At 56.2% G+C, this 22,277-nt stretch carries 22 protein-coding genes; 10 read left to right on the plus strand and 12 right to left on the minus strand.

Going from position 1 to position 22,277, the window contains the following annotated elements; all coding sequences use genetic code 11:
* A complete protein-coding gene (locus HV127_RS23290; protein WP_182239107.1) occupies nucleotides 1-621 on the plus strand; it encodes a malonate decarboxylase holo-ACP synthase in 621 nt (206 codons plus the stop codon).
* Nucleotides 618-1,520: a malonate decarboxylase subunit epsilon gene (gene mdcH / locus HV127_RS23295; RefSeq protein ID WP_182239109.1), complete on the plus strand. Its 903-nt coding sequence runs from the start codon at nucleotides 618-620 to the stop codon at nucleotides 1,518-1,520. Before HV127_RS23290 ends, mdcH begins: the two co-directional genes overlap by 4 nt.
* Here the strand turns inward: mdcH and HV127_RS23300 are convergent.
* The 4 genes from HV127_RS23300 to HV127_RS23315 all read right to left on the minus strand — a co-directional run bounded on the left by HV127_RS23300 (nucleotide 1,510) and on the right by HV127_RS23315 (nucleotide 6,649).
* Nucleotides 1,510-2,436: a LysR substrate-binding domain-containing protein gene (locus HV127_RS23300; protein WP_182239111.1), complete on the minus strand. Its 927-nt coding sequence runs from the start codon at nucleotides 2,434-2,436 to the stop codon at nucleotides 1,510-1,512. The genes mdcH and HV127_RS23300 overlap by 11 nt on opposite strands.
* 117 nt (nucleotides 2,437-2,553) lie before the next feature.
* Complete coding sequence (locus HV127_RS23305) at nucleotides 2,554-3,729, minus strand: multidrug effflux MFS transporter (protein ID WP_182239113.1); 1,176 nt, start codon at nucleotides 3,727-3,729, stop codon at nucleotides 2,554-2,556.
* Nucleotides 3,730-3,994: 265 nt separating this feature from the next.
* The gene (gene mqo, locus HV127_RS23310) at nucleotides 3,995-5,650 is read right to left on the minus strand and encodes a malate dehydrogenase (quinone) (protein ID WP_182239115.1); all 1,656 of its coding nucleotides are present in this window, start codon (nucleotides 5,648-5,650) and stop codon (nucleotides 3,995-3,997) included.
* A gap of 258 nt (nucleotides 5,651-5,908) precedes the next feature.
* Complete coding sequence (locus HV127_RS23315) at nucleotides 5,909-6,649, minus strand: SDR family oxidoreductase (RefSeq protein ID WP_182239117.1); 741 nt, start codon at nucleotides 6,647-6,649, stop codon at nucleotides 5,909-5,911.
* Between the two features lie 107 nt (nucleotides 6,650-6,756).
* On the opposite strand from HV127_RS23315, the gene HV127_RS23320 reads away from it, so the two are divergent.
* From HV127_RS23320 to dcuR, 3 genes are all read left to right on the plus strand, one after another.
* On the plus strand, nucleotides 6,757-7,653 hold the full coding sequence (locus HV127_RS23320; protein WP_182239119.1) for a LysR family transcriptional regulator: 897 nt from the start codon (nucleotides 6,757-6,759) through the stop codon (nucleotides 7,651-7,653).
* A 128-nt stretch (nucleotides 7,654-7,781) separates the two neighbouring features.
* Nucleotides 7,782-9,401 (plus strand): sensor histidine kinase, encoded by a 1,620-nt coding sequence (locus tag HV127_RS23325; protein WP_182239121.1) that lies wholly within the window; start codon nucleotides 7,782-7,784, stop codon nucleotides 9,399-9,401.
* Nucleotides 9,398-10,117, plus strand: coding sequence for a two-component system response regulator DcuR (gene dcuR / locus HV127_RS23330; RefSeq protein WP_182239123.1), 720 nt, complete (start codon nucleotides 9,398-9,400; stop codon nucleotides 10,115-10,117). Before HV127_RS23325 ends, dcuR begins: the two co-directional genes overlap by 4 nt.
* A gap of 74 nt (nucleotides 10,118-10,191) precedes the next feature.
* Here dcuR and HV127_RS23335 read toward each other — a convergent pair whose 3' ends face one another.
* Nucleotides 10,192-11,199, minus strand: coding sequence for a LacI family DNA-binding transcriptional regulator (locus HV127_RS23335; RefSeq protein WP_182240790.1), 1,008 nt, complete (start codon nucleotides 11,197-11,199; stop codon nucleotides 10,192-10,194).
* Nucleotides 11,200-11,388: 189 nt separating this feature from the next.
* Between HV127_RS23335 and HV127_RS23340 the strand changes: the two genes are divergently transcribed.
* Nucleotides 11,389-12,480, plus strand: coding sequence for a cellulase family glycosylhydrolase (locus tag HV127_RS23340; RefSeq protein ID WP_182240792.1), 1,092 nt, complete (start codon nucleotides 11,389-11,391; stop codon nucleotides 12,478-12,480).
* Nucleotides 12,481-12,539: 59 nt separating this feature from the next.
* Nucleotides 12,540-13,934, plus strand: coding sequence for an MFS transporter (locus HV127_RS23345; protein ID WP_182239125.1), 1,395 nt, complete (start codon nucleotides 12,540-12,542; stop codon nucleotides 13,932-13,934).
* Between the two features lie 54 nt (nucleotides 13,935-13,988).
* Here the strand turns inward: HV127_RS23345 and pcaC are convergent, their stop codons facing one another.
* Genes pcaC through HV127_RS23375 form a run of 6 tightly spaced genes read right to left on the minus strand, consistent with a single transcriptional unit; the run spans nucleotide 13,989 to nucleotide 19,050 of the window.
* Nucleotides 13,989-14,375 carry a 4-carboxymuconolactone decarboxylase gene (pcaC, locus tag HV127_RS23350; RefSeq protein ID WP_110274039.1) on the minus strand — a complete coding sequence of 129 codons (387 nt, stop codon included), beginning with the start codon at nucleotides 14,373-14,375 and terminating at the stop codon, nucleotides 13,989-13,991.
* Nucleotides 14,365-15,132 carry a 3-oxoadipate enol-lactonase gene (pcaD, locus tag HV127_RS23355; protein WP_182239127.1) on the minus strand — a complete coding sequence of 256 codons (768 nt, stop codon included), beginning with the start codon at nucleotides 15,130-15,132 and terminating at the stop codon, nucleotides 14,365-14,367. Before pcaD ends, pcaC begins: the two co-directional genes overlap by 11 nt.
* Nucleotides 15,122-16,474 carry a 3-carboxy-cis,cis-muconate cycloisomerase gene (locus HV127_RS23360; protein ID WP_182239129.1) on the minus strand — a complete coding sequence of 451 codons (1,353 nt, stop codon included), beginning with the start codon at nucleotides 16,472-16,474 and terminating at the stop codon, nucleotides 15,122-15,124. Before HV127_RS23360 ends, pcaD begins: the two co-directional genes overlap by 11 nt.
* 9 nt (nucleotides 16,475-16,483) lie before the next feature.
* Nucleotides 16,484-17,686 (minus strand): 3-oxoadipyl-CoA thiolase, encoded by a 1,203-nt coding sequence (gene pcaF / locus HV127_RS23365; RefSeq protein WP_182240794.1) that lies wholly within the window; start codon nucleotides 17,684-17,686, stop codon nucleotides 16,484-16,486.
* Nucleotides 17,687-17,696: 10 nt separating this feature from the next.
* Nucleotides 17,697-18,353 (minus strand): 3-oxoacid CoA-transferase subunit B, encoded by a 657-nt coding sequence (locus HV127_RS23370; RefSeq protein ID WP_182239131.1) that lies wholly within the window; start codon nucleotides 18,351-18,353, stop codon nucleotides 17,697-17,699.
* A 10-nt stretch (nucleotides 18,354-18,363) separates the two neighbouring features.
* A complete protein-coding gene (locus HV127_RS23375; RefSeq protein WP_182239133.1) occupies nucleotides 18,364-19,050 on the minus strand; it encodes a 3-oxoacid CoA-transferase subunit A in 687 nt (228 codons plus the stop codon).
* Between the two features lie 166 nt (nucleotides 19,051-19,216).
* Between HV127_RS23375 and HV127_RS23380 the strand changes: the two genes are divergently transcribed.
* The gene (locus HV127_RS23380; protein ID WP_182239135.1) at nucleotides 19,217-20,023 is read left to right on the plus strand and encodes an IclR family transcriptional regulator C-terminal domain-containing protein; all 807 of its coding nucleotides are present in this window, start codon (nucleotides 19,217-19,219) and stop codon (nucleotides 20,021-20,023) included.
* Here the strand turns inward: HV127_RS23380 and smrA are convergent.
* On the minus strand, nucleotides 20,020-20,583 hold the full coding sequence (gene smrA / locus HV127_RS23385) for a DNA endonuclease SmrA (protein WP_112214360.1): 564 nt from the start codon (nucleotides 20,581-20,583) through the stop codon (nucleotides 20,020-20,022). The two genes, HV127_RS23380 and smrA, sit on opposite strands and share 4 nt — an antisense overlap.
* Before the next feature lie 166 nt (nucleotides 20,584-20,749).
* Here smrA and ogt point away from each other — a divergent pair, with 166 nt between their 5' ends.
* The gene (ogt, locus tag HV127_RS23390; protein WP_182239137.1) at nucleotides 20,750-21,265 is read left to right on the plus strand and encodes a methylated-DNA--[protein]-cysteine S-methyltransferase; all 516 of its coding nucleotides are present in this window, start codon (nucleotides 20,750-20,752) and stop codon (nucleotides 21,263-21,265) included.
* Between the two features lie 195 nt (nucleotides 21,266-21,460).
* Nucleotides 21,461-22,213: a fumarate/nitrate reduction transcriptional regulator Fnr gene (fnr, locus tag HV127_RS23395; RefSeq protein ID WP_004102577.1), complete on the plus strand. Its 753-nt coding sequence runs from the start codon at nucleotides 21,461-21,463 to the stop codon at nucleotides 22,211-22,213.
* Nucleotides 22,214-22,277: the final 64 nt, after the last annotated feature.

The raw sequence follows: 22,277 nt of genomic DNA on the forward strand, positions 1-22,277 counted from the left end.
ATGTCATCAACGCCGCGTCCTCACGATTTAGTCTGGTTGAATCATGCCTGTGCGCTGGAGGCTACCGAGGAACTCTGGGTCGCCCAGCACTGGCGAGTCAGCCTGCCGGTGGTGGTCCGACGCGACGTTGATGCCGATGCCCGCATTCCAGTGGGCGTGCGGGGCATGAAGCGCGAACAGCGGGCGGCGGGCTGGGTACGGATGGAGAATATCGTTTGCACCATCAGCCCGGAAACGCTCGCCGACCGCCAGCTGCTTCTGCGCTCGCCGTTTGTCTCTCAGCCGCCGCTACAGGCGGCTATTTCACTGACTCTGCACGACTGGCCGTGGCGTTGGGGCATTACCGGCAGCACCGGCTACGCGCTGGCCACCGAAATTCCCGTTCTCCACGCCACCAGCGATCTGGATCTACTCATTCGCGCCCCGCAGCCTGTGGCCCGCGAGGCATTGCTCGAATGGCAAGCCCGCGTCGCCCAGTTGCCCTGCCGGGCGGATACCCAGATAGAAACGCCAGCCGGAGCTTTCGCACTTAACGAGTGGCTGCGCGATGGCCGCGCCCTGCTGAAGACGTCCCACGGCGCGCGTCTTACCGAGACGCCGTGGAACAGGGAGGAAGCATGAAAATTCTCTTTACCTTTCCCGGTCAGGGAAACCAGCATCCAGGTATGCTCGCCGCTATCCCCGACCGTCAGAATATTATGGCTGAAGCGCGCGCCGTGCTTGGCGATGAAGTCGATATTTTGGATAGCGCCGCCGCGTTACAACATACCCGCGCGGTGCAGCTGTGCCTGTTAATTACCGGTGTTGCCTGGGCGCGGGAGCTTCAGCGCCAGGGCGTAAACCCGGACATGGTCAGCGGCCTGTCGATCGGCGCTTTCCCGGCAGCGGTGATTGCCGATGCGCTGGACTTCGCCGACGCCCTGCGTCTGGTGGCGCTACGCGGCGATTTAATGGAGCAAGCTTATCCTCACGGCTACGGGCTTACCGCCATTATGGGCCTGACGCTCGACAGCGTAGAAAAGCTGATTGCCGACAGCGAGCTTTATATCGCCAACCTTAACGCCGAAACGCAGATAGTGATTGCCGGGCGCGACGAAGAGATGGCGCGAGTGGCACAGCTGGCGCTGAAGGCGGGGGCCAGCAAAGCGCAGCGGCTGGCGGTCAGCGTACCGTCGCACTGCGCGCTACTGGATAAACCGGCGGCTGAGCTGGCGAAGGCCTTTTCTGCCATCACGCTCAAGCGCCCACGCTGCGCGTATTTGAGCGGCTCCACGGCGCGCGTGCTCTGGGACCCGCTGAAAATCGCCGACGATCTGGCGCTGAATATGGCGCGCACCGTGCGCTGGCAGGAGGCGATGGTTGCCGCCGATGAACGCGAGGCGCGGCTGGCAATTGAGATGCCGCCGGGCGGCGTTCTGACCTGTCTCACCCGCCAGGCGGGCTGGCAGGGAGAGAGCATTTCGCTGGAGCGCAGCGGCATGGAAGTCGCTCGTCACCTGGCTGTCCGGCTTAATGGTTAAGGCTGCGGGCGTACATGCGCCCTTCTGCCGCCAGCGCCAGCAGGTCGGCGTCGCGTTCGCGATGATGTGAATAGACAATCGAAATCAGCTGGCGCATCTGATATGGCTCCGCCAGCTTCAACAGCTGTACGTCGTTTTCATAGACTTTTTTCATGCGTCCCGGCAGCAGCGCAAACCCCACCCCCGCCTGCACCAGGCTAATCATTGAAAAGATGTCGTTAACCCGGGTGACAATTTCCGGCTCAAATCCGGCTACCTGAAACGCATCCTGAAAGCCCGCATAGGTGGCAAACCCTTCCGCCAGCGAGACAAACTTACGCTCAGCGTAATCGCGCAGCTCGGCAGGTTGGCTGGTATCCAGTTGCTCCGTTGCCGGGGCAGCGAGGAAAATATCATCCTCGAACAGCGGGACCACATCAAAAGCGGAATTGCTGAACTCACCTTCGTTGGTGGCAATCAGAATCGCATCCAGCGCATCATCTTCCAGCATATCCAGCAGCATCTGATTAGAGCCCATAGTGAGATCCAGCTCCAGCTCAGGACGGCGCAGCTTCATGCCCATAATAATGCGCGGCACGGTTTCCAGCGTCAGGGAGTAAAGCGTACCGATGCGCAGCCGGCCCTGTCCAACGCCCGCCACTTTGCGCGCTGCTTCCAGTCCCCGAGTCATCAGGCTCATCACGTCCTGGCAGTATTCAAGCAGCGTCCACGCCGCCGGGAGCGGTAACAGATTCCGTCCTTTATGGATAAAAAGCGGACAGCCCACCCCCTCTTCCAGGGTGTGCAGCGCCCGATGAACGCTGACGCCGCTCAGCTGCATCGCCTCTGCGGTTCTGGCGATATTGCCCTTCACCATAAACATCATAAAAACCGACAGCTTGCGGAAGGTGATCTCCTGATTAATGTCGTCTTTCATTGCATTGCGCCCCGCATTTCGGTCTTCATTAGCATTTTCTTGTGTGATTTCAAGACAGTATAAACGCAATTACCGATTGAGGTATTAGCCGGAAGAGGGATATACCCGCATTGCAATTTATCGGTTTCGCCAGGCCAGCAGCAGGCTGGCAAGGGTAAAAGCAGCCATGATCCACGCCATCGTCCATGGCGTACCGTCACGCAGCCACGCCAGCAGTAACGAAGAAATAATCCCGCTACCGTACTGCAATGAGCCAATCAGCGCGGAGGCTGAACCAGCAAACGCCCCTGCCTCATCCAGCGCCGCGGCGGTCGAGGTGGCGGCAATCACCCCGTTCATTGAGAAAAAGAGGAACACGCTGGCCGCTATCAGACCAATGCCGCCAATTTGCAGCCTGACGCCCGTCGCCAGTATCACGACGGCTAGCGCGGCAACCGCCAGCGATATTTTCAGCAGCGAGCTCAGGGCGTGGCTCTGAACCAGACGGCGGTTTACCACGCTCATCGCCATAACCCCAATAATATTCACCGCGAACAGCCAGCCGTAATGTTGCGGCGCAACGCCGTAGTAACGAATATAGACATCCGGCGAACCGGTAATAAAGGCATAGGCGGCGACGTAGAAAAAGGTCAGGCTCAGGGTGTAGCGCATAAAAGTCGCGTTTTTCAACAGTAGACCATAATTGCGAAATGCCCCCAGCATTGAGCCCTGCTGACGACGTTCCGGCGGCAGGGTTTCCGGCAGCCAGCGCAGCGCGACAAACATCAGCGCGCCAATCACTGCCAACAGCCAGAAGATAGCGTGCCAACTGGTGACTTTAATCATCTGCCCGCCGATTAGCGGCCCGGCAATCGGCGCAATAGCCATCACGATAGTTAAGGTTGAAAGCATCTGCGCCGCCCGGCTGCGGGCAAAGAGATCGCGCACCATCGCCCGCGCCAGCATTGGTCCAGTGCAGGCTCCCAGCGCCTGGAAGACACGCCAGAAGACAATTTGATCGATAGTGGTCGACAGCGCACAGCCAGCAGAACCGATAATAAACAGTACCATGCCGATAAACAGCGGCGTTCGCCGTCCGAGGCGGTCGCTAATTGGGCCCCAAACCAGCTGCGCCAGGGCAAAGCCAATCAGAAAACCGGTGATAGTCAGTTCAGCGTCGCCCTGTAATTCGGCAGCCATTACCGGCATCGCCGGCAGGTAGATATCCGTTGAGAGCGAGGTGAACGCCATCAGCCCGCTGAGAATCAGAATAAACAGCGGCCCGCTGGCTGCACGCGTTTGCGGTGAAGTCATTATTGTTTCCGTTGAGGAGAGGGATTGCGATGAGGAGAGCGGCAAGTTTAGCGGGAAAGGCGCGCGGGATAATCCCTGCGAGGGGGATTGAGGTTATGAGTGAGATTCATTAATCGTGGGAGTCGAGTGGTCGACTTGTTTGGGTTACCGTGCCCGCCTTTCTGTCGGGCGGCGGCTAGCGCCTTGCCCGACCTACAAAACCCAAACTCATCCCGTAGGCCCGGTAAGGCGCTAGCCGCCACCGGGCAATTTCACAGGCGTGGGCTTAGAGTGCCATATCGTGCTGCGGCGACGCTTCCGCCTTCGGCTCTGCCGGTTTTGCGGTCATGACCGGTGCGGCGGTATTCATCTCGATCACCGGCGGTTTGGTCAACTGCAATGCAGCAGCAGTGTCATTCCAAACCTGCTGAGTCAGCGCAACGTTGCCGTTCAGCTTCTGACCGTAGCTTGGGACGATATCGCGAATGCGGCTCTGCCATTCCGGGGAGTTAAACTGCTCCGGGAACATCTGCTTAATCACATTCAGGGTGATTGGCGCGGCGGTTGAAGCGCCCGGCGATGCACCCAGCAGCGCGGAGATGGTTTTCTGCTGATCGACCACTACTTCCGTACCCAACTTCAGCACGCCGCCCTTTTCTGCATCTTTCTTGATGATCTGCACGCGCTGGCCGGCCTGAATCAGCTTCCAGTCCTCTTTACGTGCGCTTGGGTAATACTCTCTCAACGCCGCAAAGCGGTCATCATCACTCAACATAACCTGGCTAATCAGGTATTTCACCAGGTCGAAGTTGTCCAGACCAACGTGAGTCATCGGCAGCACGTTATCGGTAGTGGTGGTGCTCAGCAGATCCAGGAAAGAGCCGTTTTTAAGGAACTTGGTTGAGAAGGTGGCGAATGGCCCAAACAGCACCACGCGCTTGCCGTCGAGGAAACGGGCATCAAGATGCGGTACTGACATCGGCGGTGCGCCCACCGAGGCCTGACCATAGACTTTTTGCTGATGCTCTTTGGTCACTGCCGGATTTTCGGTCATCAGGAAGGAGCCACCCACCGGGAAACCGGCGTAGTTATCCGCTTCCGGAATACCGGTTTTTTGCAGTAATTTCAGCGCGCCGCCGCCAGCGCCGATAAAGATGTATTTAGCATCGATCGCCTGCTCTTCGCCGCTATTCACGTTTTTAATCGTCACGTGCCATGAATTATCGGCATTACGTTTAAAATCGGTCACTTCAGACGAAGTTTGCAGCGTGAAGTTGTTATTTTTCTTCAGGCTTCCGATCAGCTGGCGGGTTATTTCCCCATAGTTAACGTCGGTACCCACCGGCGTCCATGTCGCCGCGACTCTTTGCTGCGGATCGCGACCTTCCATAACCAGCGGCGCCCATTGCTTTATTTGTTCGTGATCGGTGGAGAATTTCATCCCCTGGAATAAAGTGGTTTGCTGCAAGGCGGTATAACGTTTTTGCAGATAATCCACATTATCCCCCCAGACGAAACTCATATGCGGGGTGGAATTAATAAATGCATGCGGATCGTGCAAAATGCCGCGTTTGACCTGCGCCGTCCAGAACTGACGGGAGATCATAAACTGCTCGTTAATATCCAGCGCTTTGCTGACGTCGATAGAGCCATCCGGTCGTTCCGGCGTGTAGTTCAGCTCCATGTTAGCGGAGTGCCCGGTCCCGGCGTTGTTCCAGCCGTTCGAGGACTCCAGCGCAACGCCATCTAACTTCTCAACCATCACCTGTTTCCACTCCGGCTGTAATTCGTGCAGCCAGGTCCCCAGCGACGCGCTCATAATGCCGCCGCCAATCAACAGGAAATCGGTTTTTTTCGAGGTATCGCCATTTGCATATGTCGCCGAACTGACGAACATCGCTAATGCGGTCATAGATATAATCGTATTTTTAATTGCAGGCATAATAGAAATATCACATAGCACAAGTGTAATAAGAGAGTGCATATTAACGCACTTTTACTTTATTTTAAAATATCATTTACACTTTCGCACACATAGCCAATTATTATTAACCTGGTTTTTTAACTTAAAAAAGTAAATCAGAGATTAGGCGAAGGGATATTTAACAGCAAAAACCGTCATCACGGAGAAATATATTGCTTTATATACCCCAAATAATTCGAGTTGCAGAAAGGCGGCGACGCAGGGACAAATGAAGACTCAGTACATCGCCAGTCCACCATCGACAAAATATTGGCTTCCGGTGACAAACGATGCCGCATCAGAGAGAAGAAATAGCGCCACTTCTGCCGCTTCTTCCGCCGTGCCCTGGCGGTTAAGCGCCAGCCGACTCACCACCGATGTTTCAAATTCGCGGCGAAAATCCTGGCTCATAAAATGGCGAAAGTCAGTATCGATCGGCCCGGGAACCAGGGTATTGACGCGGATGTTTTGTGACCCCAGCGCCGATGCCCAGCAGCGAGTCAGCGAAATTAGCGCCCCTTTCGTCGCTGAATAGAGACTTGCCGCTGCCGCCCCCTCATAAGCCGACGTCGATGCTGTCACGATAACCGAGGCCCCCGCGTTAAGCGCTCCGGCAAGCGCCGCAAATTGCAGTACCGGCCCGCGCACGTTGGCCGCCATCATGCTGTCAAAGTTGTGCGCATTAACCTGCGCGGGTTCGCCGACGCCAGCATAGCCGGCATTCAACCACAAGCCATCCAGTCTGCCAAAATCCTCAACCTCGCGAGCCAGCACCTCGCCTGTCGTCGGGTCGCTGGCGTCGTTATAGACCACCCGCGCCCGGTCGGAAAGCTGCCTGCACAGTGCCTCCAGCCGTTGCGGATCGCGCCCCGTCGCCAGAACATATCCCCCTTCACTATCAATCATCTTTGCCCCGGCAAGCCCGATACCGCTTGTCGCTCCGGTGACTAAAATTCGTTTCGCCGTAAATCTCGCCATTGCTGATCGCTCCTGATGGTTAATGACACTCAACGGGATGGTAACCAACAGGGGTATGTTTGATAATAGAACAATTATCAACAGGACTATTTGGGAAAACCGACATAATGCGAGGAAGTGATTTTGCTGAATTAAGAGCCTTCGCGATGGTCGTTGAGCAAGGCAGCTTCACCCGAGCCGCCGCACATCTTGGCGTCACGACCTCTACCTTAAGCGCTACAATACGGCGACTCGAAGAGCGTATCGGCGTGCGCTTGCTGCACCGGACCACGCGCAGCGTCGCGCCAAGCGAGGCGGGTAAACGCATGATGCAGCGGCTCGCTCCGGCGCTAGCGGGCCTCCAGGAAGCGGTTACCGATGCGCAAACTATCGATAATCCCGCAGGCCGTTTGCGGCTCAATGTTTCACGGGTCGCCGCCATTCATTATCTGTCCCCGCTGCTCGGCGGCTTTATTCAGCGCTATCCCAATATTGAGCTGGATATTGTCACCGACGATTGCCTGATTGATATCGTCTCAGCCGGGTTCGATGCCGGAATTCGTCTGGGCGAGAAGCTCCATCAGGATATGATTGCCGTCAGGCTAAGCGGCGACCTTGAGATGAAAGTGGTCGCCTCGCCGCACTATCTGGCGCAGGCTCCACGGCCCCACAAACCGCAGGATTTATTGCAACATCGGTGTTTGACTTATCGGCGGCCCAGCGATGGCAGCGTTTATCGCTGGGAGTTTCAACGTGACAATGAAAGCTGTGAAATCGCGGTCAAAGGGCCAATTGTGGTCGATGAGCCGGAGATGCTCACCCCCATCGCACTGGCGGGAGTGGGAATCGCTTACCAGTTTGCTCATCAGGTTGACGGCTGGTTAGCGACAGGGCAGCTGGTTCAGCTCCTGCCTGAATGGACGCCCGCCTTCCCCGGCTTTTACGTTTACTATCCGAGCCGTAAGCAAATGGCGTCGCCGCTGCGGGCATTTGTCGATTATCTGCGGGTTGAATGCGGCAAATAAGCCATAGTGGATTTGCCCGATATGCACCAACTGCTCGCTCGCAATATATTTTGCTTTTATTACACAGTTTTATGAAAGCCTTTCGTTCAGCGATAATACCACTCTATGAGTTTTACCCTGAGGTCGGAATGAACAAACTAGCTCAGCAGGCTTCGCCCGCGCGTAAACGCCCAATGAATATGAAGCTGAGCACCGCCGTGACCTTAATGATTGGCAGCGTGATTGGCTCGGTGCTGATTCTGGTTTATGCCCTGTGGTTTATGCAGATCAGCGGCGCGACGCGCGACGGTGTGAAAGATACGGCGCTGGCGGTGGCGCGAACGCTGGCCGATACCCCCGAAGTCAAACGTGGTTTGGCCTTATCGCCGCAAAATAATATCATCCAGCCGCTGGCGCTGGCGGCCACCAAACGCAATGGGCTGCTGTTTGCCGTAGTCACCAATATGGACCGCATCCGCTATTCGCACCCCAATAGCCAGATTATCGGTCAACCTTTTATTGGCGATGACATTCTGCCAACGCTAAAAGGTCGAGAGAACGTTGCCGTTAACCACGGCGTACTAGCCCCGGCGCTGCGGGTTTTTACGCCTGTTTTTGACGATAACCACCGGCAAATTGGCGTGGTGGCGATTGGCATTTCGCTGAGCAAAGTTGATCAGCAAATCGCTACCAGCCGCCGGGATGTGATATTGACCGTGCTGTTCAGTGCGCTGGTTTGCGCCATTGGTACCTGGAGTCTGGTTCGCGGTCTGAAGCGCGTTCTGTTGGGCCTGGAGCCGCAGGAGATATCCAACCAGTTTCAGCAGCGCCAGGCGATGCTGCACTCGTTAAAAGAGGGCGTCGTGGCGGTAGATGCTGACGGCCAGGTCACGCTGATTAACCCCGCCGCGCGCGATATCCTGTTTAACGGCCCTAATAATGACATCACCGATACGCCGCTGCTGGCGGACTTGCAGGAGGTGCTGCAAACCGGAGAACCCATTTACGATCGGGAGCTGGGCTGTAACGGTCTTCTGCTGATCAGCAACACCGTTGCGGTGCGCAGCCAGGATGACGTAGTGGGCGCAATCAGCACCTTCCGTGATAAAACCGAAGTCAGCCAACTGCTTCAGCGCCTCGATGGGATGGTGAATTACGTTGACGCCCTGCGCACCACCTCACATGAATTCATGAACAAGCTGCATGTGATTCTCGGCCTGCTGAATATGAAAAGCTACGACAAGCTGGAAGAGTACGTGCTGCACACCGCCCACACTTATCAGGCGGATATTGGTGAAATCCAGAACCGCATTAAATCGCCGGTCGTCGCGGGATTTTTAATCGGCAAAATTCAGCATGCCAGGGAGCGCGGTTTTACCCTCACGCTTGCCGAAGAGAGCCTGGTGCCGGACTGTCCGAATGAAAAACAGGTAACCGTGCTGATCACCGTGCTGGGCAATTTAATCGAGAACGCGCTGGATGCTATGAGCGGCCAGGCCGAGGGCGAAGTCAGCCTGCTGTTACACTATCAGAACGGCTGGTTGAGCGGCGAAGTCAGCGATGATGGCCCCGGTATTCCACAGGCGATTATTGATGATATTTTTAATAAAGGATTCTCCACCAAAGGCGAGAATCGCGGCGTCGGGCTGTTTCTTACCAGCCAGCAGCTTCACGAACTGGGCGGCACGCTGGCCGTCGAGTCCGAACCCGGCGTGTTTACCCAATTTTTTGTTCATCTTCCCTGGGATAGTAAGAGGAAAAGTGCGTGATAAATGTATTAATTGTTGACGATGATGCCATGGTAGCCGAACTGAACCGCCTGTACGTAGCGCGCGTCAGCGGCTTTCGCTGCAGCGGCACGGCGTCAACGCTGAGTAAAGCCAGGGAGATGATTGACGATAAGGATCTGGAGATAGACCTGGTCCTGCTGGATGTGTATATGCAGCAGGATAGCGGCCTGGATCTGCTGCCCACCATTCGCGCCTCGGGCCGCGCCATCGATGTGATTATGATTACTTCCGCCGCCGACGCCACAACGGTGCAGACGTCTATGCACTATGGCGTAGTCGACTATCTGATCAAACCCTTTCAGTTCCCGCGTTTTGAAGAAGCACTGACCGCGTGGCGCGAAAAGCGCAAGCTGATGACCGGCCAACCCTGGTACGAACAAGCAGATGTCGATCGGCTGCTGCACGGCAGCGCGCCGGAAGCCACCGATGCGCGTAAGCTGCCAAAAGGCTTAACCTCCCAGACGCTGCGCACCCTTTGCCAGTGGATTGATGCGCACCCGGACATTGAGTTTTCCACCGACGAACTGGCGGCAGCGGTGAGTATTTCTCGGGTATCTTGCCGTAAGTATCTGATTTGGCTAGCGCAGATTAACATTCTGTATACCAGCATTCACTACGGCGCCACCGGGCGTCCGGTGTATCGCTATCATCTGATCGCCGAACAATACGGCCTGCTTAAGCAATACTGTCAGTAAGCTGGTAGTTGTCATCCAGCAGATGGAAGCGAAAATGGCGCGGCGAGGGTCGCCGAATAGCGGCCTTTTAAGTATTACCGCTGGCTCGATTTCCGTGTTTTCAGCCGCCCGGCAAGCGTCACGTGGGTTGCGGCATCTTCCTCGTTGCACAAATACTCAACGGCCAGACGTCCCAGTTCACTGTAGGGCAACTGAATACTGGTCAGAGGTGGGGTGAGCTGTTCAGAAATTTTCTGGTCGTCATAACCCGCCACCAGAATATCCTCAGGGATCGCGATGCCCTGCATTGCCAGCGCCTGATAGCAACCAATCGTCAGCCAGTCGCTGGCACAAAAAATAGCATCGGGACGCGTTTCCAGCGCCAGCAGCTTTAGCGTGGCCTGGTGCGACTCGCTGAACTGCCAGTTGGTTTCACAAATCCACTCATTCTGCACGGCGATCCCCGCCTGCTCCAGCGCCGCACGCCATCCAGCCAGACGCTGTTTTGTCGCTTCCATCCATCCTTCGCCAGTAATATGCGCCACCCGCTGCGCCCCCTGGCTAATCAGATGGCGCGTCACCTGAAACGCGTTGGCATAGTCGTCCGGAACAAAGGACGGCAGCAGTGGGGAATCCGGATCGCGCTGGTTAAGCAGCACCAGCGGCAGTTCAGTACAATCGCGAAACTGCGACATATCGCTAACTGTGGTCACCGGAGAGGCGAGAATAATGCCCACGCAGTTGCGCTTTTCCAGCTGGCGAATAATGTTGATTGCCAGTTCGGCATCATCACCATATTCATACACCGTCAGAAGAATTTCGTTGCGCCACGCCGCCTCGCGAGCCTGACTTATGGCATCAATGAACGGATCGTAGCTCTGCAATGAGCTGATGAGCAGGGCAATCTCTTGTTGATTACGCGGAGAGTGAATCGCCGGTAGGCGGTCGTAACCCAGCGATGTCGCCACCTCAATCACCCGCTGACGGGTCTCTTCGCTAAGTTTAATATTGCGCGACTGATTGAGCACCAGCGACACCGTTGCCTGGGAAACCCCGGCGGCTCTGGCGATGTCGTTCATCGTCACTTTGGTTTTGCGTTTCATCATCCCTTCCCTTCGCATACAGAACCAACATCATAACCGCAGTTTGCGCCAGCTGCGCTCTCTCTCACGTTTCTTTGCCTTGATCCCACCAGGATTGTGACTCACTTCGCTTTTTTTTACTTCACTATTTGCTCATTTATACGCCAACTAATATTTATTAGCTAATTATTATCAGTAAGCGAGGCGATGATGAAACAACAATGGACACCTGAACAGGCACAGACGTGGTATCAGCAACAGGGTTGGCTATGTGGCTTTAACTACCTGCCATCAACAGCGGTGAACTGGACGGATATCTGGCAGGCGGAAACCTTTGACGCACCAACAATTGACCGCGAGCTTGGCTGGGCGGCGCAGGCGGGTTACAACTCCCTGCGCATCAACCTGCCGTTTATCGTCTGGCAGCACGATCGTGACGGGCTCATAGCGCGTATCGACCAGTTTCTGACACTGGCCGATGAGCGCGGGTTTAGCACCATGCTGACATTAATGGATGACTGCGGTTTCTCCGGCGATGAGCCTTACCTTGGGCCGCAGAAAGCGCCGGAGCCGGGGAAACACAACAGTCAGGCGGCCGCCAGTCCCGGGCGGGAAATCGTCTGTAACCGCGATGCCTGGCCTGAAGTCGAATGCTACGTACGTGATATCGTGCGCCAGTTCCGCGACGACCGCCGCGTGCTGCTTTGGGATCTGTATAACGAGCCGGGCAACCGGGGGATTTTTTCCACTGGCACCGTCGAAGTGTTGTATGACGAAAAACTGGAACATTACGCCCTCGAACTCATGCAGGCGGCGTTTCGCTGGGTGCGGGAAGAAGATCCGACGCAGCCACTCACCGTCTGCGCATGGAAACTGCCGGACGAAGTCGAAGGCGAGGTGTTCTATCAACATCCTTTAGACCAGACTGCGCTGGCATTATCTGATGTGATCAGCTTTCACGCCTATACCAATACCGCACGCATGGTGGCCATCATCCACCAGCTCGAACAGCACGGACGGCCGCTGTTCTGCACCGAGTGGCTGGCGCGCCATGTCGGCAGCCTGATTGAAGAGCAGCTCCCGTTAATGCATGCCGCTAATATCGCCCCCTATCAGTGGGGGCTGGTGCGCGGAAAAACCCAGACCTGGCTGCCGTGGCCGGTGGTGATGAAAAACTCACCGGACTACTGTCGCCTGTGGTTCCATGACGTTTTTGACGAAAACGGCATTCCGTTTGCCAAAGCCGAAATGGCGCTGGTGCGTAAACTCAGCCGGATTGGCCTGCATTCGAATAAAGCATAAAAAATATTATCTCTACAGACGCCCTGACCCAATGCGGCCGGGGCGTGAGGGAACACACGATGGCAAGCACCATGAAAATACCTTCTCGCGAGTTATGGTCCTATTTTGGCTATGGTTTAGGTCAGTGTTTTAGCTTTGGTTTAGTGGGTTCGTTTATTAACTATTTTTATACTGACGTGCTGGGGATCTCAGCCCTCGCGGCGAGCACTATCTTTTTGATCGCCCGCGCCTGGGATGCAGTTCACGACCCGCTGTTCGCCAGTATCATGGATACGTTAAACAGTCGCTTCGGTAAGTTTCGCCACTTCCTGCTGATCGCACCGCTGTTAATCACCGGCGTCACCCTGCTGGCGTTTTACAAAATAGAAGCCGATCTCACCACTAAGATCCTGTATGCCGGGGTGACCTACATACTGTGGGGCACGCTGTACGCCATTTCCGATATTCCGTTCTGGTCGATGTCTTCGGTGATGACTAACGATTCCGGTCAGCGTACCCGCGCGGTGACCGCCGCTATGCTCGGGGTTAACGCCGGTATCGCCTGTGCTAATATTTTCTTCCCCAAACTGGCGGCCTTCTTCGCCCAGTACAGCAATGACAAAGGCTATTTTATGGCTGCGCTGGTGGTGATGCTGGTGGGTCTGCCGCTGATGTTAAACGGATTCTTTCAGATCAAAGAGCGCGTGCCGCCAAGCCCGGAAAAGGTCACCATTCGCGATACCTTCCGCAATTTGCGTCACAATAAGCCACTGTTTATTATTCTGCTGTCGTTTTTCTTTTGCGTCTTTCATAACGTCGCGAACGGCATTTATATCTACTTTTTTATCTACAATCTGGGCGATGGCAGCCTGCAAATGGCGATAGGCGTGATGGGGATTGCCGCCGCCGTCATCTGCCTGATTGCCCCGCTTCTCACCCGTCATATGCAAAAACGTCAGCTGTTTATGATCCTTTGCGCGCTGGATATTGTGGTTCGCGTGGTGATGTGGTTTATCGGCTATCAGCACGTGGCGATGCTGTTCTTATTGCTTGGCCTGAGCACGCTGTTTGTCATGATGAGCAACATTCTGACTTCATCGATGATTGCCGACACCATCGAATACGCTGAATATCATACCCATCGACGCTGCGCGGCGATCACCTTCTCCGGCCAGACGTTCACCGGAAAAATGTCCGTCGCGGTGGGTGGCGGCCTGATTGGCATCTGGCTGACGATGATAGGTTATATTCCGCAAGCGCAAAGCCAGAGCGAGAGCGTGCTGAATGGCCTGTTCTTCGGGATTTGCCTGCTCCCGGCAATCGGGTCGTTGATTCGCCTGCTGTGCATGTCCCGCTTTACCTTCACGGAAGAAAAGCACGCGGAGATTTGCCGCCTGCTGGCGCTGCGCCGCCAGAGTGCGGAGGTGGATGACGCGGAGCAAACTGTTGAAACATATCCGGCATCAGTAAACTAAGGCTCTTTCCCCGCCAGGCGTGGTGTAATTCATCACGCCTGGCGGGGATTGTTATCAGGACCCGCTATCCATCTCATCAAACACCTGCTGCGCCAGGTGCATCGTGGCGTTAGCTGCGGGCAGGCCGCAGTAGAGCGCGGAGTGCATAATCAGCTCTTTTAACTCATCGCGGGTGACACCGTTATTAAACGCCGCGCGCAGATGCATTTTCAGTTCAGCTTCACGGTTCAGGGCAATCAGCATCGCGATGGTAATCATGCTGCGGGTGTGGTGATCGAGGCCCGGACGGGTCCAGGTCTCACCCCAGGCGTAGCGGGTGATAAAATCCTGAAACTCCTCATTGAGCGGCGTCAGTTTTTGCAGGGTTTTATCAACATGGGTATCGCCAAGTACCTTGCGGCGCACTGCCATTCCCTGCTGATAACGCTGTTTATCTTCCATGCTGTTCTCCCTGGAAAAAGCCCAGCAACGCGGCGCTGAACGCCTTCGGTGCTTCGATATTCGATAAATGAGAAGCTGCCAGCACCACCACCTGTGAGGCGGGGATCTGCTGATGCAGGAAGTTGGCGTCCGCCACTGTGGTGACAGGGTCACTTTCCCCGGCAATAATCAAAACGGGTAGTGGAATTTGCGCCACTTCAGCGCGAAGGTCGGCCGCCGCCAGCGCCTCGCAGCAGTCCGCATAACCTTCTGCATTGCTATGGGTCAGTTGATGGCACAGGGCTTCCACCACTTCCGGCGTCTTCTGGCGAAATTCGTGGGTAAACCAGCGATCCGCCGATCCGGCAGCCACAACGTCCATCCCCTCCTGACGAACCGCGCGGGCACGCGACAGCCAGCCCGACTGATCGCCAATTCGTGCTGCGGTATTGGCGACGACCAGGCCATAAAAGCGTTCAGGCGCAAAACGTCCCAGCCACAGTCCGGTCAGCCCACCCATAGAAATACCGCAGAACCAGGCTTTGTTGATATTAAGATGATCGAGCAGCGCTATTACATCTTCACCAAGCTGCGCCAGCGTCACTTTGCCGCTTTTACGGGTTGCGCCATGACCGTGGGTGTCGTAGCGCAGGACGCGAAAATGCTGAGTTAGCGCCGCGAGCTGCGGCTGCCACATCGCCCGGGTGGTCCCCAGCGAATTGGAGAGTACGATGACCGGCGCACCGTCCGGCCCGTCAATCTGATAATCAACCTTCATTACGTTGCTCCTTATAGCGCGCCATCACCTGACGCACGAAGAGTTCAGCGCTGCCGGTCGCCGTTGCCGGGTCCAGCAGTTGGGTTAAACGGCTGGTGGAAAGATGCTCACCGACCAAGGGATCGTTATCCAGCACGCTCAGCAGCGAACGAGATTCATCCATCGCCTGACGACACAAGGCCTCAACCCGATGATGGGCCTCGGCTTTACCGATAAACTCCACCAGCGCCAGGGTGACCGCTTCCGCCATAATCAGGCCATGGGTGATATCAAGGTTGGCGCGCATCTTATGCGCAAACACCTGCATTTCACGCACCAGTGCTTCGCTTTGCGCCATCGCGCCGCCGACGAGGGTGATCAGATCCGGCAGCGTTTCCCACTCCGCCTGCCATCCGCCCAGCGCGCGCTCATGCTGCTGAATCTGTCCGGCATACAGCGTTGCCACCAGTCCGGGCGTGCGTTGAGCGGCTGTCAAGATAGCCGCGCAGGAGATGGGATTACGTTTGTGCGGCATGGTCGATGAACCGCCGCGACCTTCGGCGACCGGTTCAGAGACTTCGGCAACTTCGGTTTGCATCAGCAGGGAAAAATCATTGGCGAATTTACCAAGAGTGCCGCAAACACCCGCGTACCACGCCCCCACTTCTAACAATCGATCGCGCTGGCTGTGCCACGGGGTATCGGGAAGGTTCAGGTCGAGCGTTTTTGCCAGCGCAGCGGCAACCTGTGGCGCTTGCGTTTTGAGCGAGTCCAGCGTGCCAGCGGCACCGCCAAATTGCAGCACCAGCACCCTTGATCGCATTTCACGCAGACGTATCTGCCAGCGCAGCAGCGCGTCGAGCGTTCCCGCTAGCTTCAGACCAAAGGTCACCGGCAGCGCATGCTGCATCCAGGTACGCCCGGGCATCACCGTATGCTGATGTCGCTCGGACTGGCTGGCCAGCGCATCAAGCAGGCGTTGTAAGAGCGCGTCCGTTTCCGCCAGCGCGCCGCGCAGTTGCAGGATCAAGCCGGTATCAATTGCGTCCTGACTGGTTGCTCCCCAATGGACATAGCGCGCAGCCGATTCGTCCTGAGCTTTTACCCGCGCGGTGAGCTGTTTTACCAGCGGGATGGCGAGGTTGCCCGCGCTGGCGGCGGCCTGTCCCAAAGCCGCAAAGTCAATTTGCTGATGCTGGCATGATTCGATAATCGGGTTAAGCGCCGCCTGCGGCACCAGCCCGCACTCGGCCTGAGCATGGGCCAGCGCGGCTTCAAAATCCAGCATACCCTGCACCCGCTGCGCATCGCTGAACCAGGCGGTCAGCGGACTGGTGCGCATCATCGGGGTCAACAAACTCATTATGGCTCCTTAAACGCGTTCAATAATCAGCGCGATCCCCTGACCGACGCCGATACACATGGTGCACAGCGCATAGCGCCCGCCGGTTCGCCGCAGCTGATACGCCGCAGTCATCGCCAGACGCCCACCTGAAGCCCCGAGCGGATGGCCCAGCGCAATGGCGCCGCCGTTTGGGTTTACGTGCGCAGCATCGTCAGGCAACCCCAGATCGCGCGTCACCGCCAGCGCCTGGGCGGCGAAGGCTTCATTCAGCTCAATGACGTCCATTTGCCCAAGGGTCAGGCCGGTTTGTGCCAGAACCTTACGCACCGCCGGTGCCGGGCCAAACCCCATAATGCGCGGCGCAACCCCCGCCGTCGCCACGCCGACCACACGGGCCAGCGGCTGTAAATCATTCGCCGTAAGCGCCTGCTCGCTGGCGAGCAATAGCGCACAGGCACCGTCGTTAACCCCGGAGGCGTTACCCGCCGTGACCGAGCCATCAGCACGCACGACGCCGCGTAGTTTCGCCAGCGCCTCTGCACTAGTGCCGCGCGGGTGTTCATCCTGGGTAAATAGCAGCGCTTCACCCTTTCGCTGCGGGACCGAAACGGCGATCAGCTCATCGGCAAAGCGTCCAGCTGCTTGCGCAGCCACAGTGCGCAGCTGGCTACGCAGCGCAAACGCATCCTGATCGGCACGCGAAATGGCAAAATCACCCGCCACGTTTTCGGCAGTTTCTGGCATTGAATCAACGCCATACAGCGCTTTCATCTGCAGGTTGATAAAGCGCCAGCCGATGGTGGTGTCTTCCATCTGCATCGTTCGGCTAAAGGCGCTTTCCGCCTTGCCCATCACAAACGGTGCCCGCGACATGCTTTCGACGCCACCGGCAATCATCAGTTGAGTTTCGCCGCTTTTAATCGCGCGCGCTGCGATGCCGATCGCATCAAGGCTGGAACCACACAAGCGATTAACGGTACTGCCCGGCACGCTTTCTGGCAGCCCGGCCAGCAGCAGCGCCATGCGGGCAACGTTGCGGTTATCTTCCCCGGCCTGGTTGGCGCAGCCGTAAATCACATCATCAATACGCGCCGGGTCAAGGCCTGGGTTACGTTCCAGCAGCGCTTTTAGCGGCAGCGCCGCCAGATCGTCGGCACGCATTGTCGCCAGCGTACCACCAAAACGACCGAACGGTGTACGCACCGCATCGCAGATAAATGCCTGATTCATCATAGGTTCCTTACGCGCTTTCCGCCAGTTGCTCGAAAGTCAGCGTCACCGGAGTGATGCGCTGCAGTTCTTCAAAAGAGAGGCCATTAAAGATTTCCCGCACCACCGGGCCGTTCTCACTGATATCGATCACCGCCAGATCGGTATAGATGCGGCTGACGCAGCCAACGCCGGTCAGCGGATAAGTGCAGTGTTCGACAAGTTTGCATTCGCCATCGCGGGTCAGGTGATCCATCATCACGAACACCTGACGCGCGCCGATAGCCAGATCCATCGCGCCACCGACGGCGGGAATGGCATCGGGCGCCCCGGTGCTCCAGTTCGCCAGATCGCCGCGGGCGGAGACCTGATAGGCTCCAAGGACGCAGATATCCAGATGGCCTCCGCGCATCATGGCGAAGGAGTCACCATGGTGGAAATAGCAACCGCCCTGAAGCAGAGTCACATACTCTTTCCCGGCGTTAATCAACTCCGGGTCCTCTTCCCCCGGCTGCGGTTTCGGCCCCATCCCGAGCAGACCGTTTTCGCTGTGCAGGAACACTTCTTTATCCACCGGAAGATAGTTAGCGATACGGGTCGGCAGGCCGATGCCCAGATTGACATAAGCGCCTTCAGGAATATCGCGGGCCACGCGCTGGGCCATCTCATCGCGAGTCAGTTTTTGCATAATGGGTTCCTCAGGCGCTTTTGGCAGCAATCAGGTGTTCCAGGGAATAGACACGCTGGACGAAAATTCCCGGCGTGATAACGCTTTCCGGGTCGAGATCCCCCAGGGCGACCAGTTGCGAGACTTCCACAATGGTGGTTTGCGCGGCGGTCGCCATAATCGGACCGAAGTTACGCGCCGCTTTGCGATAAATCAGGTTGCCCCAGCGATCGCCCTGATGGGCTTTAATCAACGCGAAATCTGCTTTGATGGGATATTCAAGAACGTAATGACGGCCGTCGATCTCGCGGGTCTCTTTACCCTCAGCCAACGGCGTACCGTAACCCGTAGGAGTAAATACTGCACCGAGACCGGCACCTGCCGCCTGAATGCGTGCCGCCAGATTTCCCTGCGGTACCAGCTCCAGCTCCACTTTGCCGCGGCGATAGAGATCATCAAAAATCTGTGAATCAACCTGGCGCGGGAACGAGCAAATCATCTTGCGCACCCGCCCGGCTTTCAGTAACGCCGCCAGGCCTACTTCGCCGTTACCCGCGTTATTGTTAATGATGGTTAAATCACGGGCCCCCTGTTCTATCAGAGCATCTATCAGGTACGTCGGCTGACCGGCGGGGCCAAAACCGCCAATCATAATGGTCGCCCCGTCGTGGATCCCAGCGATGGCATCACTTAGCGTCGACACGCTTTTATCAATCATCAGGTCGCTCCTGTATGTGCGGTATCGCACTTTTATTCGTTGTTCGCACAAAATGTGACCCGCTTAACGATGTTGGTCAAGGGCGATAATCGAAATATGGTGCGATAATCGAACATCGTATATCTTTAGCGAAAGAATGTGATCGATGGCAAATACGGAGACGAAAATGGAGAAACATCCAGACGATTTACTGACGGGCGATAGCGATCCGTTTAAGGGCGATCCGAACTTTATGGCTTCGTTGGCGCGCGGGCTGGAAGTGATTCAGGCCTTCACCCCACAGCGCCCACTGCTGTCCATCTCGCAAATCAGCCAGAAGACCGGTATTCCGCGTGCGGCGGTGCGTCGCTGCCTGTATACCCTGAGCAAATTAGGTTTTGTTTACGCCGAGGATGGCAAAAATTTCCAGCTGCGCCCGAGGATTCTGGCTCTGGGGCACGCCTGGCTGGCCTCCACGCCGCTGGCGCGATCCGCGCAGCCGGTGCTGAAGCATTTAAGCGAAATGCTTAATGAGTCCTGCTCTATCGCGACGCTTGATGGCGACGACATTCTCTATATTGCCCGCGCTTCCAGTTCGCGAATTATGACCATTGATTTGGATATCGGTAGCCGCCTTCCCGCGTGGGCGACTTCGATGGGACGGGTACTGTTGAGTCATCAACCGGAAGAGAAGCTCAACGATATGCTGGGCCGGGTAACGATGATTCGCTATACCCCGCAAACCGTCGATTCGGTAGCGAAACTGCGTGCTGAACTTAAACGCGTTCATCAACAAGGCTACGCGCTTAACGATCAGGAGCTGGAAATGGGGCTACGCTCGCTGGCGGTGCCGCTGTTTAACCCGCAGGGGCAAATTCAGGCGGCGCTTAACGTCGGCGTTCATGCCGGGCAGGTTTCAACGCGTGAGATGCTGGAAAGAGATTTGCCCGAGCTGCAAAAAGCGGCCCGGGAGCTGACGTTACTGATGCGCTAGCGGCTGCGTTTGGCGTGGCGCTCCCAGTTTTCCTGTTTTGCCTCGGCAGATTTGCGCAGAGCAACGTAGCACGCGCCGCTGCCGCCGTGGTGCCCTAACGCGGTACAAAAGGCCTGAACCTCCGGGAGTTCCACCAGCCAGCGCGCCAGGTAACTACGAATGATATTGGCGTGAGCATTATCATCGCGCCCTTTGCCATGAACGATCAGCAAATTGCGCAGTCCCTCCTTCTGCGCCTGAATCACAAAGGCGAACAGCAGTTGTCGACACTGTTCAACCGGCTGACGCAGTAGATTCAGGCTTGCCTGTTGGCTATATTTGCCGCGTCGCAGTTTATCCAGCACCCCGGATTGCAGCCCTTCGCGCTTAAACTCCAGCGCGGTGGCTAACGGTACAATATCGAGATAGCCGGTGGTGAGACAGTTATCGAGCTGTAGGGTGTCTACCCGTTGTACGGGACGAGCGTTACGCTCGGGATGCCAGTGAACGTCGTTATTGCGCTTCAGAGGCTGTACGTCCTCCATAGCGCCAAGAAATAGGGATTTGTCGTCAAGATTCATGCGCGTTCCTCCAGCTACCACCGGGGATTACTATAGCGGCGACGCCCTGCGCCCTCAATCCGTTTACGTTGTTTTACCGCCAGAGATGTTTATCTTTTGGAGGTATAGTTGCCCGCGCGGGCCGCGTGATATCTTGTTGGCCTAATACAAGGGAAGAGGAATAACGATGCTGACGCTGCTGCAGGACAAAATCGATACCCCAATGGGGCCGCTGTGGATCATTTGCGACGAGCAATATCAACTACGCGCAGTGGAGTGGGAAGAGCATAGCGATCGCATGGAGCAACTGCTGGAACTGCACTATCGCCGCGAAGGTTACCAGCGCGTTGCCGCCACAAATCCGGGTGATTTAAGCCGTAAGCTCGCCGACTATTTTGCAGGCGATCTGAGCATTATCGACACCCTTCCTACCGCTACCGCAGGCACGCCGTTTCAACGTGAAGTCTGGAAAGCGCTGCGCACCATACCCTGCGGGCAGGTCATGCACTACGGCCAGCTCGCGGAAACGCTGGGTCGGTCTGGTGCTGCGCGCGCGGTCGGTGCCGCGAACGGATCTAACCCAGTCAGTATTGTGGTACCCTGCCATCGCGTTATCGGGCGCAACGGCACCATGACCGGATACGCTGGCGGCGTACAACGAAAAGAGTGGTTATTGCGCCACGAGGGGTATTTGCTTCTTTGACCGTATGTGCCTTTTCTGGAATCTTCCGGTAATTTTACAATCCCATACGTTCCAACAACTCATTCGTAATCAAGCAGATAAGAGGGATAATTGATTTACCCTCTTAATATTACGTGTTTCAGAGGTTCGAGGCTTACCTGCTCACCAAAAAGATGTTAAAATTGACCAATATCAATTAAAAGCCTGAGCAGACCTATGATCCCGGAAAAGCGAATTATACGACGCATTCAGTCTGGCGGTTGTGCAATCCATTGCCAGGATTGCAGCATCAGCCAGCTTTGCATCCCTTTTACTCTGAACGAGCATGAGCTTGATCAGCTTGATAACATCATCGAGCGGAAAAAGCCTATCCAGAAAGGACAGACCTTGTTCAAAGCCGGTGATGAACTGAAATCGCTGTATGCAATTCGTTCTGGCACAATCAAGAGTTACACCATCACTGAACAGGGTGATGAACAAATTACTGGTTTTCACCTGGCGGGCGATCTGGTGGGTTTTGACGCCATCGGCACCGGCCACCACCCGAGCTTTGCTCAGGCGCTGGAAACCTCAATGGTCTGCGAAATTCCTTTCGAAACCCTGGACGATCTTTCCGGTAAAATGCCGAATCTGCGCCAGCAGATGATGCGTCTGATGAGCGGCGAGATCAAAGGCGATCAGGACATGATCCTGCTGCTTTCCAAAAAGAACGCAGAAGAGCGCCTGGCGGCCTTTATCTATAATCTCTCCCGTCGCTTCGCTCAACGTGGTTTCTCCCCGCGTGAGTTCCGTCTGACCATGACCCGTGGCGATATCGGTAACTATCTGGGTCTGACGGTGGAAACCATTAGCCGCCTGCTGGGGCGTTTCCAGAAAAGCGGTATGCTGGCGGTTAAAGGCAAATATATCACCATCGAAAATAGCGACCTGCTGGCACAACTTGCCGGTCAGGCCCGCAACGTCGCCTGATAACACTTCTGTTACTGGGCCAGATCGCGAATTTTTTTCTAATTTGTTGATCTGGCCAGGCACA

Source organism: Klebsiella sp. RHBSTW-00215 (assembly GCF_014103785.1).
Classification (GTDB): domain Bacteria; phylum Pseudomonadota; class Gammaproteobacteria; order Enterobacterales; family Enterobacteriaceae; genus Klebsiella.

Coding starts and splice junctions, on each gene's coding strand:
- HV127_RS23315 (WP_182239117.1), bottom strand. CDS start 6,649: ATGGCGAGATTTACGGCGAAACGAATTTTAGTCACCGGAGCGACAAGC.
- HV127_RS23290 (WP_182239107.1), top strand. CDS start 1: ATGTCATCAACGCCGCGTCCTCACGATTTAGTCTGGTTGAATCATGCC.
- fnr (WP_004102577.1), top strand. CDS start 21,461: ATGATCCCGGAAAAGCGAATTATACGACGCATTCAGTCTGGCGGTTGT.
- HV127_RS23345 (WP_182239125.1), top strand. CDS start 12,540: ATGGCAAGCACCATGAAAATACCTTCTCGCGAGTTATGGTCCTATTTT.
- HV127_RS23320 (WP_182239119.1), top strand. CDS start 6,757: ATGCGAGGAAGTGATTTTGCTGAATTAAGAGCCTTCGCGATGGTCGTT.
- HV127_RS23380 (WP_182239135.1), top strand. CDS start 19,217: ATGGAGAAACATCCAGACGATTTACTGACGGGCGATAGCGATCCGTTT.
- HV127_RS23300 (WP_182239111.1), bottom strand. CDS start 2,436: ATGAAAGACGACATTAATCAGGAGATCACCTTCCGCAAGCTGTCGGTT.
- HV127_RS23340 (WP_182240792.1), top strand. CDS start 11,389: ATGAAACAACAATGGACACCTGAACAGGCACAGACGTGGTATCAGCAA.
- smrA (WP_112214360.1), bottom strand. CDS start 20,583: ATGAATCTTGACGACAAATCCCTATTTCTTGGCGCTATGGAGGACGTA.
- HV127_RS23305 (WP_182239113.1), bottom strand. CDS start 3,729: ATGACTTCACCGCAAACGCGTGCAGCCAGCGGGCCGCTGTTTATTCTG.
- HV127_RS23375 (WP_182239133.1), bottom strand. CDS start 19,050: ATGATTGATAAAAGCGTGTCGACGCTAAGTGATGCCATCGCTGGGATC.
- HV127_RS23370 (WP_182239131.1), bottom strand. CDS start 18,353: ATGCAAAAACTGACTCGCGATGAGATGGCCCAGCGCGTGGCCCGCGAT.
- HV127_RS23360 (WP_182239129.1), bottom strand. CDS start 16,474: ATGAGTTTGTTGACCCCGATGATGCGCACCAGTCCGCTGACCGCCTGG.
- mqo (WP_182239115.1), bottom strand. CDS start 5,650: ATGCCTGCAATTAAAAATACGATTATATCTATGACCGCATTAGCGATG.
- pcaC (WP_110274039.1), bottom strand. CDS start 14,375: ATGGAAGATAAACAGCGTTATCAGCAGGGAATGGCAGTGCGCCGCAAG.
- ogt (WP_182239137.1), top strand. CDS start 20,750: ATGCTGACGCTGCTGCAGGACAAAATCGATACCCCAATGGGGCCGCTG.
- HV127_RS23335 (WP_182240790.1), bottom strand. CDS start 11,199: ATGAAACGCAAAACCAAAGTGACGATGAACGACATCGCCAGAGCCGCC.
- pcaF (WP_182240794.1), bottom strand. CDS start 17,686: ATGAATCAGGCATTTATCTGCGATGCGGTGCGTACACCGTTCGGTCGT.
- mdcH (WP_182239109.1), top strand. CDS start 618: ATGAAAATTCTCTTTACCTTTCCCGGTCAGGGAAACCAGCATCCAGGT.
- HV127_RS23325 (WP_182239121.1), top strand. CDS start 7,782: ATGAACAAACTAGCTCAGCAGGCTTCGCCCGCGCGTAAACGCCCAATG.
- pcaD (WP_182239127.1), bottom strand. CDS start 15,132: ATGAAGGTTGATTATCAGATTGACGGGCCGGACGGTGCGCCGGTCATC.